This window comes from Pedobacter frigoris, from assembly GCF_032678645.1.
Lineage (GTDB): Bacteria > Bacteroidota > Bacteroidia > Sphingobacteriales > Sphingobacteriaceae > Pedobacter > Pedobacter frigoris_A.
Genome location: NZ_JAVTSP010000003.1, coordinates 447007 through 466297, shown reverse-complemented (window position 1 = coordinate 466297; position 19291 = coordinate 447007). Strand labels below are relative to the sequence as shown.

At 41.0% G+C, this 19291-nt stretch carries 11 protein-coding genes; 6 read left to right on the top strand and 5 right to left on the bottom strand.

All coding sequences use genetic code 11. The annotated features are described in order from the left end of the window. Positions 1-67: 67 nt before the first annotated feature. Complete coding sequence (locus R2Q78_RS12425) at positions 68-844, bottom strand: tetratricopeptide repeat protein (RefSeq protein WP_316792330.1); 777 nt, start codon at positions 842-844, stop codon at positions 68-70. After that, entirely contained in the window at positions 841-1410 is a 570-nt protein-coding gene (locus tag R2Q78_RS12420) for a sigma-70 family RNA polymerase sigma factor (RefSeq protein ID WP_316792328.1), read from the bottom strand. The genes R2Q78_RS12425 and R2Q78_RS12420 overlap by 4 nt, the downstream gene beginning before the upstream one ends. A 178-nt stretch (positions 1411-1588) precedes the next feature. Here R2Q78_RS12420 and R2Q78_RS12415 point away from each other — a divergent pair, with 178 nt between their 5' ends. The 3 genes from R2Q78_RS12415 (at position 1589) to R2Q78_RS12405 (ending at position 7396) form a co-directional block, all read left to right on the top strand. Beyond that, a complete protein-coding gene (locus R2Q78_RS12415; protein WP_316792326.1) occupies positions 1589-2572 on the top strand; it encodes a hypothetical protein in 984 nt (327 codons plus the stop codon). Between the two features lie 97 nt (positions 2573-2669). Next, positions 2670-4703: a hypothetical protein gene (locus tag R2Q78_RS12410; RefSeq protein ID WP_316792324.1), complete on the top strand. Its 2034-nt coding sequence runs from the start codon at positions 2670-2672 to the stop codon at positions 4701-4703. Further along, entirely contained in the window at positions 4691-7396 is a 2706-nt protein-coding gene (locus R2Q78_RS12405) for a CHAT domain-containing tetratricopeptide repeat protein (RefSeq protein WP_316792322.1), read from the top strand. Before R2Q78_RS12410 ends, R2Q78_RS12405 begins: the two co-directional genes overlap by 13 nt. Here R2Q78_RS12405 and glgB read toward each other — a convergent pair. From glgB to R2Q78_RS12390, 3 genes are all read right to left on the bottom strand, one after another. Continuing rightward, on the bottom strand, positions 7350-9257 hold the full coding sequence (gene glgB, locus R2Q78_RS12400; RefSeq protein ID WP_316792320.1) for a 1,4-alpha-glucan branching protein GlgB: 1908 nt from the start codon (positions 9255-9257) through the stop codon (positions 7350-7352). The two genes, R2Q78_RS12405 and glgB, sit on opposite strands and share 47 nt — an antisense overlap. Then, entirely contained in the window at positions 9257-11722 is a 2466-nt protein-coding gene (locus R2Q78_RS12395; protein WP_316792318.1) for a glycoside hydrolase family 31 protein, read from the bottom strand. Before R2Q78_RS12395 ends, glgB begins: the two co-directional genes overlap by 1 nt. A gap of 193 nt (positions 11723-11915) precedes the next feature. Further along, the gene (locus R2Q78_RS12390) at positions 11916-14786 is read right to left on the bottom strand and encodes a TonB-dependent receptor (protein ID WP_316792316.1); all 2871 of its coding nucleotides are present in this window, start codon (positions 14784-14786) and stop codon (positions 11916-11918) included. A gap of 296 nt (positions 14787-15082) precedes the next feature. On the opposite strand from R2Q78_RS12390, the gene R2Q78_RS12385 reads away from it, so the two are divergent. Genes R2Q78_RS12385 through R2Q78_RS12375 form a run of 3 tightly spaced genes read left to right on the top strand, consistent with a single transcriptional unit; the run spans position 15083 to position 18889 of the window. Next, a complete protein-coding gene (locus R2Q78_RS12385; RefSeq protein ID WP_316792314.1) occupies positions 15083-17521 on the top strand; it encodes a penicillin acylase family protein in 2439 nt (812 codons plus the stop codon). 4 nt (positions 17522-17525) lie between these two features. Further along, on the top strand, positions 17526-17876 hold the full coding sequence (locus R2Q78_RS12380) for a hypothetical protein (protein WP_316792312.1): 351 nt from the start codon (positions 17526-17528) through the stop codon (positions 17874-17876). A gap of 29 nt (positions 17877-17905) precedes the next feature. Beyond that, positions 17906-18889 (top strand): acyl transferase, encoded by a 984-nt coding sequence (locus R2Q78_RS12375; protein WP_316792310.1) that lies wholly within the window; start codon positions 17906-17908, stop codon positions 18887-18889. The last annotated feature ends 402 nt before the right edge of the window (positions 18890-19291 follow it).

The following is a 19291-nucleotide window of genomic DNA, read 5'->3' as shown; positions in this document are numbered from 1 at the left end:
TAAAGCTATTCGTTGCTTTTATCCTCATTGAGCAGATGACGGGTATGACTTATTATTCAGCAAAATTCTATTTCAACTTACTCATCAGCTCCTGTGCCTGTGTATAATTTGCTGTTCCCTCAGGGATTTTCTCGAGCCAGATCCGTGCATCCTTTTCATTTTCCTGTTTTAAGAAGCTCAAGGCAGTATAGTAAGCAGCATCGTATTTAAATACCGATTCTCCATTGTAAAGCTTTAAAAACACGGTACGTGCCTCCGCTTCTTTGCCAGTTTCCACTAAAGTGATGGCAAAGTAATATGCCAACAGTGTATTTTGGGGAGTCTCCATATACATTGGCTGCAATATTTTACGTGCTCCGGCATAGTCTTTTGCGTTGTATAAAGCGGCAGCTTTTTCAAGTGTGTTCGGCTGATCTGCACCGCGTTCTACTACGGACATTTCTCTGCTGATGCCATATTTTTCGTAAAGGCTGGCCGACCATGGTGCCCAGATCAGTAGACCGATCACCAAAACAGCGGCTATACTCATCCATTTCAGATATGGTGCTACAGATAGCTTTACTACCGGCACATCTGCTGGCTGTTCAGCAGGCAAATCTTTAATTAAATCAGCCGAATTGAAATATTGCTTATTCAATGTTTCCAGTGTTGCCTGTACATTTTTATCTTCTACTGAAGGTGCAATCTTCATTTTCAAGGTCTGGTGGATGTGGTTGTATTCAGCTACGAGCTGCTGCAGTTCTGCATCAGACTCCAGTTGTACTTCAAACCCTTCTTTTTCCTGAAGCTCCATATCACCCTCAAGGTAACGGGCAACAGTTAATAATTTCTCCTCATTCATCATTCTTCCGTTTTATAAGATTGAACCAATTTTATCAGAGAAGCCATGCATTCAGATTTCTTTTTTCTCAGGTAACCATAGGTCACACCCAAAGATTCGGCAACTTTTTCCTGTGCCTCTCCTTTCATGCTCCATTCTATGATCTCCCTGCAACGATCTCCTAATTTCTCAAATGCCCTGAAAAACATTTTGGACTGTGCCTCCTGGTTTTCAAGTTCATCTGCATTAGCAAAAGTATCTTCTCCGATATGTAATAAATCCTCCTCACTATTTGTTACCGGTAGAATTGATCTTTTTTTGATTTCATTCAGCCATTTGCGCTTGCATATCAGTAAGATATAAGGTTCGATCGGACAGGTTAGCTCCAATGACTTGTATTTCGCCTGCCGATAAACATCCATCAGTGCTTCCTGAAATATATCAGCAGCATCGTCTTCACTCCCATTATTAAAAGTAATCCAGGATTTGACTTTGGCAGCACAACGTTTGTAAATCTCATTGATGATCACAGCATCATTGTTTACCAATCCGATAATATAACGCTGATCTGAATGTATGTTTTTGGCCATTGGCGGTGGTTATATAAAGGATACCGGCACTAATTTATAACTTCTTTTGATAGTGCGGTAAAAAAATATGGAAACAGGGGGTAACAAAATTCAAATGCCATTGATATCTATTCGAATCACATAAATGGCGGACGCTGAAAAGCCTGAAAAGAGTAAGCAATTTTTAAAATATGAAATCATGAAAAAGTTCAACTTAACATCAGCATTATTTATCGCATTGATCTCTTTAGGTCTGGCTTGTAAAAAAGAAAACGGCAGCGTAAGAAGCAACACCGTAAATTCAGCTAAGGAATTTACCGCTAAATTTGGCGCTCAGAAACAAACTAAAGAAATTAACGCTTCAGCACTTCCGCAGACAGTAACTTTCCTTGACGGAACTAAAGTAACTTTCCCTGCAGGTTCCTTAACTAAAGGAGGCATACCTGTAACAGGTAGTGTAACTGTAGAGGCTTACGAAGTATTGAAAAGAAGCGCAGTCATATTAACCGGTGCAAATACCAATCATTTTTCAGGCGCTCCTCTTGCTTCTGATGGCTTTGTTTTTATCGATGTAAAATCTAACGGTACTAGTGTAGACCAAAACCTGGCTGTGCCGATTCAGATTGCGATTCCTGCTAAACGTGATGGTGTTACGCAGCTTTGGCAAGGTGTAGACCAGAATGACAAACCTCTGGTAGCCGGTGATGCTGCTCAAATGGCATGGCAGGCACCACGCAAAGCTAACGGCGTGAATGTAGAAGTAAATGCAGTTGCAAGTAATTTTACTTTTAGCTTCGGAAACCTCGGATGGATCAACTGTGACGTATTTTATAACTACACGAATCCTAAAACTACTGTAAGGGTTGAAGTCTTAAACAACCCAGGATCAATGGCCAGTTTCCATTCTTATAGCGGAGAAACATATGTATACTTCTGCGCTAAAGGCAGCAATGTAGTAGCTCAACTGTATACTCCTGATGGCGCTAATAAGGTGAAAAGTTATGACAACATGATGCCTATCGGTTCTGAAGGTCGCATGTTCTCTTTCTCTATCAAAGATGGAAAATTCTACTATGCTGCGGTTGAGACTACAATTACAGCGAATCAAAACATCACCCTTACTTTAACTGAGACTACAGAAGCTGCTGTACAAGCTGCCATAAATAGTCTGGATAATTACTAACATTTGCTTATAAATACACCATAAGATAAAGTCCTTTGATTAGGGCTTTATCTTTTTTTAGTTATTCTAGATAATATTGTTAATTTTATTACTCAGGATGAAAAATTTACTTTGCGCAATCTCTCTCTTGTGTTTCGGAACCGCCGCAGCACAAACCCAGTCTATCCCTCCTAAGATAGTTGCTACCGATACTGTGCCTGCCATCATCAACCACAAAACCGAAAATGGCATAGTTAAATTTAGTTCTGTTTTAAGGCCATTGAGACCAATAGCCGGTGCTCCCGAACCCTTCTATACCTATTTTTGGGAGTTTGGAGACGGCAAGTTTTCTTTTGAAAAAGAACCTGAACACCAATATCCTGACTCGTTGCTCTATAATGTACGCCTGTTTGCCACCAACAGCTATGATGATGGAAAACCACCTCCCTCAAGACCAAAACCTTTAAAACCCGGAAGTAGCAGACCAGTGTTGGCTTCAAAACACACCGAACCTTCATTTTTTAAATCCGGAGGATCAATAGAAATCAAGACCAATTGCATGCCTAAACCCGGAGAAGACATGATGCTGATCCTGGGCTACAAGAATAAACCCGAAAGTGGACTTGCCAGTTTAAACGGTACTTTATCTGTTCTGTACAACGATAAGGAATTTACCAAAGACAACTTCGCATTAGTAGAGACCAGGGCTTACCACAATGAGAAAAAGACAACCATTGAAAAGCAGGGCACATTTGCGGCTTTGAAACCGGCAACTTCAGCACCTTTTTATGCATCCGGAGGACCTAGCATTTCTGATTTTGATGCAGCGGTACTGGATCCGGATGGCACGGCCTTGATCCGCGAAAAGATGGCTGCCTTTAGAACCACCGAAAGCTGGAAATTTGATGACCTTAAGACGGGCGAAGAAAGATTCCTGTTCATGCAATTCAAGACTACACCTGAGATGATCAAGGATACCAATGCTGTAGTAAAGCTGACGGGGATGTTTGTTCCGGATAATCCGCTGGCCACTACCGAGTTCTTTACAATGGAATTGCAGATTGTAGCTTCACATGATCCAAATAAGATGATGCTGAAAAACAGCCGCATGAACTATAGATTCACGGGTAAGAAAAAACAGCTCACTTATAAAGTAAGGTTTCAAAATACCGGAAAGGGTCCTGCAAAAAAAGTAGATGTGGGCATTGCCATTGCTGAAGTACTGGACATGAACAGCATTAAAATTCTGGACTCCAAACCTAAACTGATCATGGCCGACTCGGCCTATGCCAACCAAAGTGCGATGGATACCGTTCACACTGCCGACAGTGTGCATTTTGTATTCAAAAACATTTATCTGCCAGGCATGCAGCAGAAAGGTGTAAAGGATGCCGACTCTACCATGGGTTATATTGAGTACAGTATTGGTTTTAAGGAAAAGCCAAAGAAACTTCCTTTTAAAAGTGGGGCAGCCATTGTATTTGATAAAAATGAGCCTATTTATACCAATAAAGCTGCGGGAAGGTATAAAATGGGTTTATCGCCCGGAATTATAGCCGGCTACGGATTTCCGTTTGAAAGCGGCAATACGCCTTTTGCCGGACAAAAGAACATCACCTTTGGCGCTACATTAGCCCCTTATGCACCGCACAGGTATTACTGGCAGGTAGAACTGTATGCCAGTTCTTTTGCTGAAAAAGAATACCTCATACAAAGAACAGAAGGGAATGACCGGATCGTACCAGTGCTTGTCGATGGCAAACGAGTAGAGGGAAAACTAAAATACTCAGACAGCACCGCGAAAGTAAAAGTAATGACCATCAATATAGTTCCATTACAGCTCAGGTATAATTTCAATAAGTATTTCGGTGCGGGAGCAGGCACGCTGGTCTCTTTAAATATCGACAAGCAGTCTAAGCCCGGCAAAGAAAGTCTATACGAGGTATTGAGTGCGAATGGAGTGGGAACACCGTTGACCGTCAAAGAATCTTTTGATAAGATCAGCAGCAGTTTCAGTGATTTTCAGAATACTTTATTTGCCGATGTCCAAATTGGAAAAGTACATGTGGGCCCATCTATAGGCTTCAGATATTTGTTTACCTTGCAAAATACAAATAACAGATTGATCACTTATTTAACGTGGAAGTTTTAACCCGGTTTTTATTAATTTCACTACTCACCTTTACTGTGGTCCAGACTCCTCAGGACCCTGAACCAGATATTAAGACCTCCTTAGATTTGTTAAAAAAGGCCAATAACTTAACGGACTGGCTGTACACAAGAATAGATTACAGCAACATCAACCGCCGCAAAAGCTTGTCATTTTTAATGAAAACTGAGCAGGATGCCTGGAGAAAAGCTAAAACGCCAGATGAACACGGTGCCTGGCTAATGCTACTCAGTAACCAGGGGTACAATCAACTATTCTCCGGCAATATTTTAGAGTCTATTAACAGCTATGAACACGCCTATAATTACTGGGCGAAGCATAACCTCAACATAGAAATCACCGACTATATATTAAAGCCCTGGGCAAATAATTATACCCGGTTGGGCGATTATGAAAAGGCATTATTTATTCAGCAGAAGATACTGGACTTTGCGATAAAAGAGCATGATAATGAGCTTGCGGCCTCTACTTATAACAACATGGCCATATCCTACCGGTCTTTGGCTGATTTTAAGAAAGCAGAAGAATACATCAGGCTCGGGATCTTAAAAACGGATGCGGCTTCAACCGTCCGTATTTTACTGGACAATACCCTCGCTGATATCTATAAAGACAAAAATGACCTTTCAAATGCGGAACGGATCATCAACGCCAATATTGCCAGACAAAAGAAACAGCAACTGGATATCCAAACTGCTTACTGGCTGCTCAGCAGTTACATCACAGCCGGTAATATACAACTGGCTAAGGGAAACTACAGCGCTGCAGAAAAGTACTATCATTTAGGGCTGTCTATAAACGATCAGTACTACAAAGGGAACAGGCTAAGGGAGAAAGCAAATATCATTACTGAACTGGGTAAAATTAAACTAAACCAGGGTAAAGCAGCAGAAGCGATCAATTATTTCAATCAGACTTTGAGCACTTTTGGTTTGTTAAACGCATCAGGCAGTGTAAATGAATCAGCTATATTTGGCGACAATCGCATCATTGATGTCTTTTATCAGAAGGCCCTCGCCTATTTAAATTTGGGTGATGATCAATCCGCACTTCAAAACATCAGGCTGTCATTGTTTGCTGTCGATAAGATCCGTTTTGAACTGGCTGATGTAAAGACCAAACAAAGGTTTCAGGGAGAAACAAAACAAATGGCCGAGAAAGCCATTGAGATCGCCTTTAAGCTGCTGGAGCGGACAAAGCAACACCACTATGCTGAGGTAATTCTCGACATTATTGAAAAAACCAAAGCGAGAACTTTACTGGATGACATCAGACGGAATCAGCAACAACTTACATTACAAACCAAAGACAGCTTATTTCTACACAAGCAACGTTTAGAGCGGGCAATAACATATAATGAAAAACAATTGCTACAGGATCCTGAAGAAATCAGATCATTGACTAAAAACAATGCTGACCTTAAGTTCAAACTGGAATCAATAGAGAAGCAGCTAAGAGAGAAATACCCGGCTTTGGAAACTTTCAAAGAAGCTAAAACATCCGCCTCATCGGGAATCATAAAGGAACTACCTCAGAAAACACACATCATCGAGTTCTTTATGGGCAAAGAAGTGATCTATGTAGTCGAGGTAAAAAACAGGCAGATCAAACACATCAAAAAGATCGTTAATGCATTACCTGTGAAGAATGCTGTCAATGAATTTGTGGATACTTTTTATCGTCATGGTCCGGCTGCAATGTTGGATCAGCCTAAACAGTTTTTCATGGCTTCGAATTCTATTTACAAAACATTATTAGCTGATTTTGAATTACAAAATAGCAAACAAGTAATTATTATTCCCGATGAAATACTGGGTCACCTGTCTTTCGATGGCCTGATCACAGAGGACAAATACACCTCTTCAATTTCTACGTGGCCATACCTGATCAAAAAAACTAGCCTGTCTTATGCATTTTCTATACAAACCTTATTGAACCAATCGGAGCGAAAGCAAAACAACAGCAAAGCGTTTGCAGGTTTGTTCATTACCCACGAGAACAAAGGAACAAAGTACATTCCTGCCGTAGCGAAAGAAGCGGAATCCATTAAAAAACTGGTAGCAGGCGACTTTATAACGGGCAAGGACGCTGATGTAAATCACTTCTTTGAGGCCTTTGATAAAGCCTCCGTTTTACACATCAGCACGCATTCATATCTATCTGGATTACAACAGGAACCAACGCTTGCCTTTGAAGACAACCAGGTCTTTTTGTTTGAACTATCGGCCCGTAAAACAGCTCCATCTCTGGTGGTATTGAGCGCATGCCGGACTGCAGATGGCATCATGGCCTCAGGAGAAGGGATCATTAGTTTGAGCAGGGGATTTGCAGCGATCGGGACACAGGGAACCATTGCTGGTCTATGGAATGTGAATGATGAAGCTGCCGCAGCCATTACCGCTGACACGTATCAAAATCTGATCGATGGAAAGGAAATCAGCAATGCTTTACATCAGGCCAAGCTAAATTGGTTGAATGGCAAAAGAAACGGAGAACAGGAATACCTTCCCTACTACTGGGACTCGCTGATTTTTATTGGTCATGATCAGAAACTGCCAATAGAACCCGCCGGACTACCAATTCGCATTTTACTGATCATTGGATCGGCTATCCTATTGGTCTCCGGTATTATTTACCTTGTTTTAAAACGATTGCGGCCAAAGGCGGCACGTTGATCTCTATGGAATATTCGCGACCGTGGCAACTGACCTGCTGAGGTAATAATACATTTTCATTTAGCTTTCCGCTTCCAAAAAACTCTGTGGCATCTGTATTGAATATTTCCTTCCATTTTGCTTTGAAAGGCAACCCAACAAGATAGTTTTCCCTGTAAACAGGTGTCAGGTTCAGGATAACAATTAGCGTATCTTTTGCCTTCTTTCCTTTTCTTATATAAATAAAAATGGAGTTATTGGCATCATCTGCATTGATCCACTCGAACCCTTCATGAGAAAAACTATGTTCGTATAAAGCAGGTTCGGAAGTATACAATTTATTAATGGCCCGCACTGTTTTTTGCATCCCCAAATGTGGAGGGTGCTGTAACAGGTGCCAGTCTAAAGAATTTTTGAAGTCCCACTCGTGGGTCTGGGCAAACTCATTGCCCATAAACAGCAATTTTGTACCCGGCTGTGTAAACATGTAAGCATACAGCACCCTAAGGTTCGCAAACTTCTGCCATTCATCACCCGGCATTTTATAGATCATGGATGATTTACCATGCACTACTTCATCATGTGAAAAGGGCAGCATAAAGTTCTCGCTGAAGGCATAGGTGATGCTGAACGTCAACTGATGATGGTGATATTTTCTGTTGATCGGATCATTTTTAAAATACTTCAAGGTATCATTCATCCAGCCCATCATCCATTTCATTCCGAAGCCTAATCCTCCGGCATAAACCGGGTGGGTAACGCCAGGGTAGGTACTACTCTCTTCCGCAATAGTCTGTACACCTTCATAGTTTCCATAGACAGCCTCATTTAAATCTTTAAGGAACAGTACTGCACCCAGATTCTCACTTCCGCCAAACTCATTGGTTGCCGCTTCTTCAGCCTTCCTGGAGAAGTCAAAATATAACATAGAAGCCACTGCATCTACCCGTAAGCCATCGGCATGAAATTTATCCAGCCAGTACAAGGCATTGCTGATCAGGAAAGACCTGACCTCATTTCTGTCATAGTTGAAAATATATGACTTCCAGTCGGGATGAAAACCCTTACGCATATCTGCGTGCTCATACAAATGTGTCCCATCAAAATTGTACAGTCCATGTGCATCTCCGGGGAAATGTGAGGGAACCCAATCGAGTATCACAGCAATGTTGTTCTTATGCAGCTCTTCTATCAGGAACATCAGCTCCTGGGGTGTCCCGTGCCGGGAACTTGCAGCAAAATAACCGGTGATCTGATACCCCCATGATGGATAATAAGGATATTCCATAATCGGCATCAGTTCTACGTGGGTAAATCCCATGTCGAGTATATAAGGGACCAAACTAGTTGCTATTTCCTTATAAGTCAGCACACGTTTAGGATCGCTGGGATCGCGCTGCCATGAGCCAAGATGTAGTTCATAAACAGACATTGGCGCATTTAGTGCATTTACCTTAGGTCGTTTCTTGAGCCATGCCTTGTCCTTCCAGGTATAGTCTGTATCCCACACTACCGATGCCGTTTTAGGTGGATGCTCCCACCTTACCGCATACGGATCACCCTTTTCTATTGCGCTGCCATCAAAACCTGTAATTGCATATTTATAAACTGCTCCTTTATGGACATTCGGAATAAAACCCTCCCAGATTCCGGAAGAATCCAGGCGCCGGTTTAGTGAATGTGCTTCCTTATTCCAATGATTAAAATCACCTGTTACACTTACTGTCTGGGCATTGGGCGCCCAGACAGCAAAGTACGTACCATCCGCACCATTCAGTTTGATGAGGTGGGCACCAAATTTCTCATATAACCTGAAATGCTTGCCTGAGATGAATAATGATATGTCAAAATCGCTAAATAAACTGTGGGCAAGCACTTCCATTAATTGTATATTTTAATCGTGGTGAAATTTTTATTTGATTTAAAACGTAAACAGTTACGTTCATCTAATGTATAATCTGTGACATCTACATCATCAACAGTAATCTTATTTACATTAAAAGGTAGGCCGATCACATTGTAATTGTACAGTTCATAGTTCGGAGTATACAATCCATCTCTGCTTTGTTCTATAGTTAAGGCATATTCAGTTCCTTTTACAATGAATTTTTTCTCCGAATAGATATCCTGCTCATAAGCAAACGTATCTCCATGATCTTCGAACAGGAATGAATTGACCTCGTAATCTGCAAAGTATACATTTAACATCACTTCGTCTATATCTTTTTCACCTACGTACTGCATTACCGGATATTCAGGTATTACAGAACCTGCTCGTACAAACAAAGGCATGTGATCCAGAGGCGTGGCAATGTTATGCTCACTTTCGCCATTCAGCACTTCATGGGTCCAGAAGTTATACCATTTGCCTTTTGGAAGATAAACCATACGTGAAGTAGCTCCCTGTTCCAGAACAGGGCACACGAGAATCTTATCTCCAAATGTAAATTCATCCTGACGGAAGCTATTACCAATATTCTCCTGCTCCAGCATGACCAAAGGCCTTAAAATAGGGAAACCATAGCGGTGATGTTCCCAGAACACAGAATAAAGATATGGCATCAATCTATATCTTAATTCGATGTAAGTCCTGTTGATGCTGGTATACGGTTCTCCAAAGCTCCATGGTTCTCTTTCCGCAGTATCTCCTGCAGAGTGTGCACGCATAAATGGAGAGAAAGTACCCAGTTGGATCCATCTCGTAAATAATTCCGGATCAGGCTCTCCGCTAAAACCGCCTATATCTGTTCCGCAAAAAGGCACACCGGAAACTGACATCCTTTGACACTGGATATTACCAATCTTGAGGTGTTCCCATGTAGCCACGTTATCACCGGTCCACACACAACCATAGCGTTGCATACCCGAATATCCGGCACGTGTTATGGTAAACGGACGTTTATTGCGCATCAGCTTTTTTAGCCCGTCATATGTAGAGCGCACCATTTGCATTCCATAGACATTATGTGCCTTACGGTGTGAGCCGCGGTACCCATCGTAATTATGCCTTACATCGTTTGGGAATGTACCTGAACCAAATACGGCAGGCTCGTTCATGTCATTCCAAACACCGGCAACTCCTATATCTACCAGCTCTTTATACAAACCTCCCCACCATTCACGAACAGCAGGATTGGTAAAGTCGGGAAACTGGCATCTGCCCGGCCACACGTGACCTTCCATAAAGTAATCGTCGCTTCGGCGGCAGAAGAAATTATTTTCTTTTCCTTCTTTAAATACCCAATAGTTATCGTCCACTTTAATTCCCGGATCAATCATGACTACCGTTTTAAAGCCGTCATTGGCCAATTCCTTAATCATCCTCTTAGGATCAGGAAAATGGCTCTTGTTCCAGGTAAAGCAGCGGTACCCATCCATGTAATCTATATCCAGGTAAATCGCGTCACAAGGGATACTTCTTGAACGGAAACCATCCGCTATTTCTTTAACTTTCTTTTCCGGATAATAACTCCAGCGGCACTGATGGTAACCTAAAGCCCATTTTGGCGGCATTGGATGCGTACCGGTAAGTGTCTGGTATCTCTTCACCACATCCATCATATGCGGACCGTGAATGTAGTAATATTGCAATTCTCCGCCATCAGCCCAGAAACTGGTCTTGCTGTTGTCTTCTTTTCCAAAATCGAAATAAGAGCGGAAGGTATTATCGAAGAAGATACCATATGCCGCTTGTTGGTGCACCCCGGTATAAAATGGGATGGTCCTATAGAGTGGATCCTGGTCCCAGCCAAAAGAATAGGCATCAGTATTCCAGTTTTGGAAATGACGCCCCCTTAAATTCATATTTCCGGACTTATCGCCCAGGCCAAAGAAATTCTCCTCTGACTGGCACTTTTTAGTCGCATATACATAATAGCCTCCAAATTCGACATTCTCTTCCCAGTGCATTGGAGCATCGTCTTCACTCATCACCATTTGAGTAAGGTTCTCCGTAAATGACACCAGGAAATCACTCTTTCTTACCTTACAGGTAATCGTATTAGTTGAGATGGCATAGCTATCCTCCAGCTCTTCCAACTTAAATGTAGTCACCTTCTGATCAACAACAGGAACTGCATAAGAGAAATCATCTAAAAATACACCATGCGGAGCAAGTCTTACGCGAATGATCTCATCACTTACAACCCTTATTTCCACGCGGGCATTGCCATCTCCAAAAAAGAATTTATTGCCTTCATTCTCTACCTTCTTTACTGAGCTTAAATATTTCTTGACGATTGGCTTTAAGTCTGTAACTGGATTGTTTAAATGCTGAATGATTTCTTCAGTTTCTTGAGTATTTATATTTTCTAGTATTTCTTTGTCTTGTCCGTTTATTTCTTCCATGAAAAATCGCTTTAGTAAAATTTATCCCACCTTATGATCCTGCATCAGATCGTGTATTTCATACACCTAAAAGTGTTAAAATTTCTATAAAAACCAAAGGATTATTGTGAGATAAAATAAGTACATAAAAAAGGCTCTGACGATAACATCAGAGCCTTTTTTGTAATTATTATTGGTTTATTAAATTCTAATCTTAAGGATTGTAAGTAAATCCGATATAATATAACGCACCTACTGCCGGGTTACCATATGAAGTAAAGTAGTACTTGTTCAAGATATTTGATCCACCTACTTTAATCATAGATTTAACTGAAGGTATCTTTAAATTAACCTGTGCATCCAAAGTGCTGAAAGCAGGGACTTCTCCGGCTGCAAATGACGAGTTCCAGTAGAATTTGTCCTGCCAGCGATAGTTCACGTTAAATCCGAAGTTTTTGATGATCTCTTTATTACCCAAACCAAGGTTATAACGAACTTTAGGGGTATTGAAATCGTTGATATAATCTACAGGAAGATCCTGAAGTTTATTGTAAGATACGTTACCGCTTAAGTTATAATTGCCCAACAGGTAATCAATACCCAACGCTCCACCGTAAGAATTAACTTCTCCGTTAGCGTTTACTGGTGCTCCAAATTTAGAGAATTTGGTTCCGTTTTGCTGATATACCTCTACCGCGGTAATGAAGTCTTTATAAGTATTGTAATAAGCATAAGCATCGATCAGGAATTTAGGCCCAAGCAATCCTTTATAACCAATCTCATAAGCCTGTACACTTTCCGGACGAACACCACGTGGGTCAAATTCATAAGCTTTTAACAAAGCAGGATTAGGTGCTCCGGTTGCAGCTGAGGCTAAGAATGCCCTGTAACTCACATCTGTAAAAGCTTTATTTGTAGTCAGCAAGTTATATTTATTCAACATTTCAGGAATACCACCAATTAAACGCTGTCTTCCACCTGCAACAGACAGATCAATATACTGATTCTGTGTAGTCGGATTACGGTAACCTGTTTGGTAAGATAAACGAATGTTATTGTTTGGGGCTACAGTAAGTACACCAGATACTCTTGGGGTAAAACGGCCATCAAAGTTTGTACTCTTATCATATCTTCCTGATACAGATAATTTAAACTTATCATTGAACATCTTTTTAGCCAATTGGGCAAATGCGCCATACTCATTGATGTCAATTTTATCATTCAAATCGTCAAAAATAGTCCCTCCTGATCTCAACTGATAGATCCTGTAAGATCCACCTACCTGTACTTCCAATGCATTGTTGAATGCATCAGAGAAATCGTACATACCTTCATAGTGGTACAAATTGGTCTTATCATTAAATTTAGCACCTTTTCCAGATGAAATGGTACTATTTACGATAGCGCTTTTTGCACCTTCAAACTGTGGTGTTCCAGGCATAAAACGACCTCTGTCTGCAAATGCCCTAGCAGCTGTATGAGCAGCGACATCGCTTGCACCGGTTGATTTTGCATCACCATAAGCAATTGCGTATTGAGCGAACCAGCCTGAAGTAGGATCTGTTGCAGGGCCTTCACTTGGACGGTAAGCCTCGTTGATGAATGATCCAAGAATTGAAGAAATATAAGAGTCTCCTGATCTTTCTTGTGTAGTATAACCTCTAAGGAAAAAATCCTGGCCTTTCAATTCCAGTTTATACTGTCCGATACTGAAATTACGTAATGAATAGCGGTCAGAACCTGTATAAACAGAAGTTCCTCTACCCCAGTTCAGTTGTGCGATGGCCTGAATTGTAGAAGTAATCTTGTAATGCAACGATCCGGATGCTTTTAAAGATTCCGTATCGTAATCTACCAGATCAACCTCATTATATCCCGTTCTGGATACATCCCGGCTCGAAACCAATCCTTTGTTTAAACCATAATATACACCAATAAGCGGTTGAGCAGCTGTTCCGGCCAAACTGGCTTTAATGTTTGCATAAGGTATATTAGCTGCTATAGCATTATTGATATTCGTAAGCGCTGCAGGCGGCAATTGAGCAACGAATCCACCCTGCAAAAGTCTTGAAACTGAAAGTATGTTTGCATTTACTTCATCACCATATACGTTTATACCATCATAATTAGGGTCAGATGCCCTGTCTCCCGGTATAAAAGTCCTTGCGTTGCGGTCAAAGTTGCTGTAGTTATCTGCCTGCCAGTCCTTCGCCTGCAAGAAAGAGAAAGTACCTTTAACAGCAAATCTATTCCATGCTTTAGCCATACGCACATCCAGCTGATTGTATTGCTGATTGCCGGTATTGTCATCGTTCAGGTGGTTGATACCGGTTTTGAACTGGAAGCTTGCGCCCTGATAATCATATGGGTTTTTAGAAGTCATTAACATGGTACCATTGATACCGCCGGCACCATACAAAGCAGATGATGCTCCCGGCAATAACTCCACATTGTCCAGATCCAGATCAGAAACACCAATGATGTTACCCACTGAAAAGTTTAGTCCCGGAGCCTGGTTGTCCATACCGTCTACCAATTGGTTGAAGCGGGTATTACCATTTGAATTGAATCCCCTGGTATTAACAGACTTAAATGTTAAACTTTGGGTACTGATCTCTACCCCCTTCATGTTGTTCAGAGCGTCATAAAATGACGGCGCCGAGATTTCCTTAAGCGCTGCAGGTCCCATTCGCTCAACGGATACCGGTGATTCCAGAATACGCTCAGGAGTTCTGGATGCAGAAATTACAACGTCCTGTCCAAGAACAATAGTTGAAGGTTCCAGTTCAAACGCCAGATTAGCCGTATTACCGGTAATTTCTTTCTCGAGTGAAGTATACCCGATGAATGAAATAACGATCGTAAAAGGGGCTTTTTGCGTAGTACTGAATGAGAATTTACCATTTTCATTGGTCGCCGTTCCGGAAGTTTTCCCCTTGACAGTAATCCCAACACCTGGTATTGGTTCCCTTGTGGCCTTGTCCGTTACAATACCACTAATGGTTACACTTTGTGCCTGTGCTACTACTCCCGTAATACACAACAATAAAAGCGTAAAGATTGCTTTAGTAAAAGTTTTGCTCATACTTAGATTTTATACTAGGTTAATTTTATTATAAATCTAATACAAATTTTTAATTTTCCAAATTTGATTTTTTTTAAGTCAAATTGTTCATCTCAATGTCCCAATCATTGAATTTAATTTGTTTTTCAATTGAGATGAAGCTCTCAAATTTTTCAATGAATTAAATTTGCCCATACCAGGGTGTGGTTTTAAAAATCATCATGGTTTCATTGCATTTGATTTAAGTTTTATGTTAAATTGCAAAAGCAAACCAGATATTCTATTCGAAAGAGTGGTCGTACCTTAACTGAGCTGTAATGAACAAAATTAAAGCACTTACTTGTATTGTTGTCCCTATATTATTAGCGTATATTTTTAATACAAAATTTGGTGACACACCGCCTCTTTTGAAATTCCTGAATCCTTTTACAGGATTTTGGCAGAATGCCGAAAATGTAACTGTCAAGAAAAACAAGCAAATCGTTCTTAAAGAAACTAAAGAAAATGTTGAAATTGCTTTTGATGACAGAATGATCCCCCATATTTTCGCTCAAAATGACTATGACGTTTATTATGCCCAAGGCTATGTGACGGCCATGCACCGATTATGGCAAATGGATTTTCAAACCAGATTTGCCGCAGGAAGATTGTGTGAAGTTGTTGGTAAAAAAGCACTGGAACTGGATAGGTATCAACGGAGAATGGGCATGGTATATGGCGCGGAAAAATCACTAAAAGGCATGATGGCCGACCCTCAATCAAGAGAAATGATTATGGCTTACACTGCTGGGATTAATGCGTATATCCATTCCTTATCCAAAGCAAAACTACCTTTAGAGTATAAACTACTCGATTTTAAACCCGAAGACTGGACTCCGATAAAATGTGCATTATTGCTGAAACAGATGTCGGCCGTACTGGCCATGGGCTCGGATGAATTCTACATGACCAACATCAGGAAAAAATTCGGTACTGACGTAGTTAAAGACCTCTTCCCTGATTATCCTTTTAAAGAAGACCCCATTATTCCGGTTGGGACGAAATGGGACTTCACTCCCCTGCCTATTCCGGAAGCCCCTGCTGTAGCGGATGATTTAATAGCGGGCAATAACATCAGGACCAAACAGAAGGAAGAAGGCATCGGCAGTAATAACTGGGCACTGTCCGGAAAAAAGACAGCTTCAGGTTATCCTATACTGGCAAACGATCCCCACCTTGATTTGTCTCTGCCATCAATCTGGTATCAAATTCAACTTCATGCTCCGGGATTAAATGCTTACGGTGTTTCCCTCCCTGGTGCTCCTGGAGTGATCATAGGTTTCAACCAAAACATAGCATGGGGTGTTACGAATGTTGCGGCCGACGTGCTTGATTTTTATCAGGTTAAATTTAAGGACAACACTCACGAAAGTTATTGGTACAATAACGAATGGAAGAAAACGAGTACGCGTTTAGAAAAAATAATCATCAGAGGAGGTAAAACAGAAACAGATACTGTTTTCTACACACATCATGGCCCTGTGGTTTACCTGACAAAACCAGAGAAATTTTCTAAATCACAAAACATCCCTACTGGAAGTGCACTAAGGTGGATTGCTCATGAGGAATCAAACGAGCTGAAAACATTCTACTTATTGAACAGGGGAAAAAACTACGATGACTACCGATCAGCGCTAACTCATTATACAGCACCTGCACAGAATTTCATTTTTGCATCTGCTGAAAATGACATCGCAATCACAGCCAATGGCAGATTCCCTTTAAAATGGAAAGACCAGGGCAAATTTATCCTTGACGGAACAGATCCTAAAAGCGACTGGCATGGCTGGATACCTGCATCCCAAAACCCTACCGTTAAGAACCCTCCTAGAAACTTTGTCAGCTCGGCCAACCAATCGTCCACAGATCAGACTTACCCATATTACATCAATTGGGAATTTAGTCCGTATGAACGCGGAAAACGCATCAACGACAGGCTGACTGTCATGACTAATGCCACTGCCGACAGCATTAGAAAAATGCAGACCGACAATTACAGTATTTATGCGCAAAACGCACTTGGAACATTGATCAGCAATGTAAATGCTGGTTCACTAAATGCCACCCAAAAAGAAGCGTTTTCTTTAGTATCCAAATGGAATAAGCGGTACGACGCCAATGAAATTGCTGCCAGCATTTTTGACTTGTGGAACAAACGTCTGCAGTTCAACATCTGGGATGATGACTTTACCATTGCCGATGTACCGATGCGTTACCCTACCAGAGACAGAACACTCCAGTTGATTTTAAATGAACCTGATTCAAAATGGGTTGACAATATAAAAACTCCTGCAAAAGAAACGCTGGCCGATCAGATCAATGAAGCCTTTAAATACAGCTGCGACAGCCTGGAGCGGAAATATGGCCCTATCGGCAAACAATGGGAATGGGCCAATGTAAAACATACCACAATACAACATCTTGCTAAAATCCCGGGAATGGGATCTCAGCCACTGTTAATTGGCGGCGGTAAAATGACAATCAATGCCTTAAGTGAAGGTAATGGCCCATCATGGAGGATGGTTGTAGAATTGGGCAAGACCCCTAAAGGTCATGGGGTGTACCCTGGCGGACAGTCAGGAAATCCAGGCAGTAGATTTTATGACAATATGATTGACAAATGGGCGAAAGGCGAATTATATGATCTATATTTCATGACTTCTTCTGACGACAAATCGGCCACAATAATTTCAACACTAAAAATATCAAAAAAATAGCCATATGGTTTTTATTGTAATACTTATCGCATCATTTCTTCTTCAGATGGTTTTACCCTGGTGGGTCATTGTGATCATCAGCTTTGCTACCTGCGGATTGATCGGGAAAACCGGGAAAATAGCACTATGGTCCCCTTTCTTTGCAATTTTACTTTTGTGGACCGGAATGGCATTGTTCAAAAGCATCCCCAATAACCATATTTTAGCTTCGCGTATTGCCGAAATGTTTGGCGTAAAATCATATGTGCTTATTTTAATATTAAGTTCGGTATTGGGTGCTTTCGTGGCCGGCATCAGTGGTTATTGCGGATATCATTTTAGAAAAGCTGTGTTGATTAAGAAAACCAATGCTTAAATAAAACTTTGTTATGTATTTTTGCCAATGTGAAGGATTTAATCGAACAAATATTCTCAATACAGACACCAGATCAATTTGAAAACACTTGTCTGGAGGTATTCTACCATCAGGCAAAACATTGCGATACCTATAAAGCATATATGACTCACCTGGGTGTGGTTCCCGAACAGGTGAATCATACAGCTGATATTCCTTATCTGCCGATTGCCTTCTTTAAAACACACGACATCTTAAGTTCGGAGGATGCGACTGAGATCATTTTCAGCAGTTCGGGCACTACCGGGATGTCTCAAAGCCGGCACTATGTAACGGATGTCAGCATCTATGAACGCAGCTTCAACCAGGCATTTGAACAGTTCTACGGAAAGATAGAAAACACTTGTATCCTTGCACTTCTGCCCTCTTATCTGGAAAGAGATGGATCTTCACTTATATACATGGTAGATGCTTTGATCAAACGAAGTAAGCACCCTGACAGCGGTTATTTTCTGCACAACCATACTGAACTTCATGAGAAACTGAGTAACCTTAAAAAAAATGGGACAAAGACCATTTTGATTGGAGTGACCTACGCCCTCCTAGATTTTATTGAGGCCAATCAAATTGATTTCCCGGAATTGGTAGTTATGGAAACTGGGGGTATGAAAGGCAAAAGAAAAGAAATGGTGAGAGAAGAACTACACCACTTGTTGCAGGAAGGCTTTGGCGTAAGTGCTATCCACAGCGAATACGGAATGACTGAATTATTATCTCAGGCATACTCGTATGGATTGGGAATATTTGATTGTCCACCCTGGATGAAGATTCTACTGAGAGATACCAATGATCCATTATCTTTAATAACTGGTCCGAAAACAGGCGGCATCAACGTGATCGACCTGGCCAATATCAACTCCTGCTCTTTTATCGCAACTCAGGATTTAGGCCGTGTTTTTGAAGATGGCTCATTTGAAGTATTAGGCCGTTTTGACAATGCAGATATCAGAGGGTGTAACTTGCTGGTAGGCTAAGCTACGGTAGTCCCCCCATTTTAATCACTCTCAACAGTATTACGATGACACCCCCTAATATTGATCCACAAACAACTAATAGCCATCGATAAGAGAAATATTTTTCTCTTTTGCAGCCTAATTTTTCAGAGATGTTCAAAATGTAATTTCCGCGTTCTAATATCAAGTAATTAAGTCTAAACAGGACGGCAAATACCAGTAATATAATTCCATATCTAAAAAGCATTGGTAATTTTAGGTATACTAAAACCATGCTTAAATTTAGCGCTTGAATAATAAGGACAAAAATGGGGAGCATCAGTAATATTTCTAAAAATGAAATTAGAAATATGGTAGGAAAAGTGTCCTTCCTATCATACTTATCGGGCAAAGTAGTAGCGGCGTATATAAAGAAGATAAAGT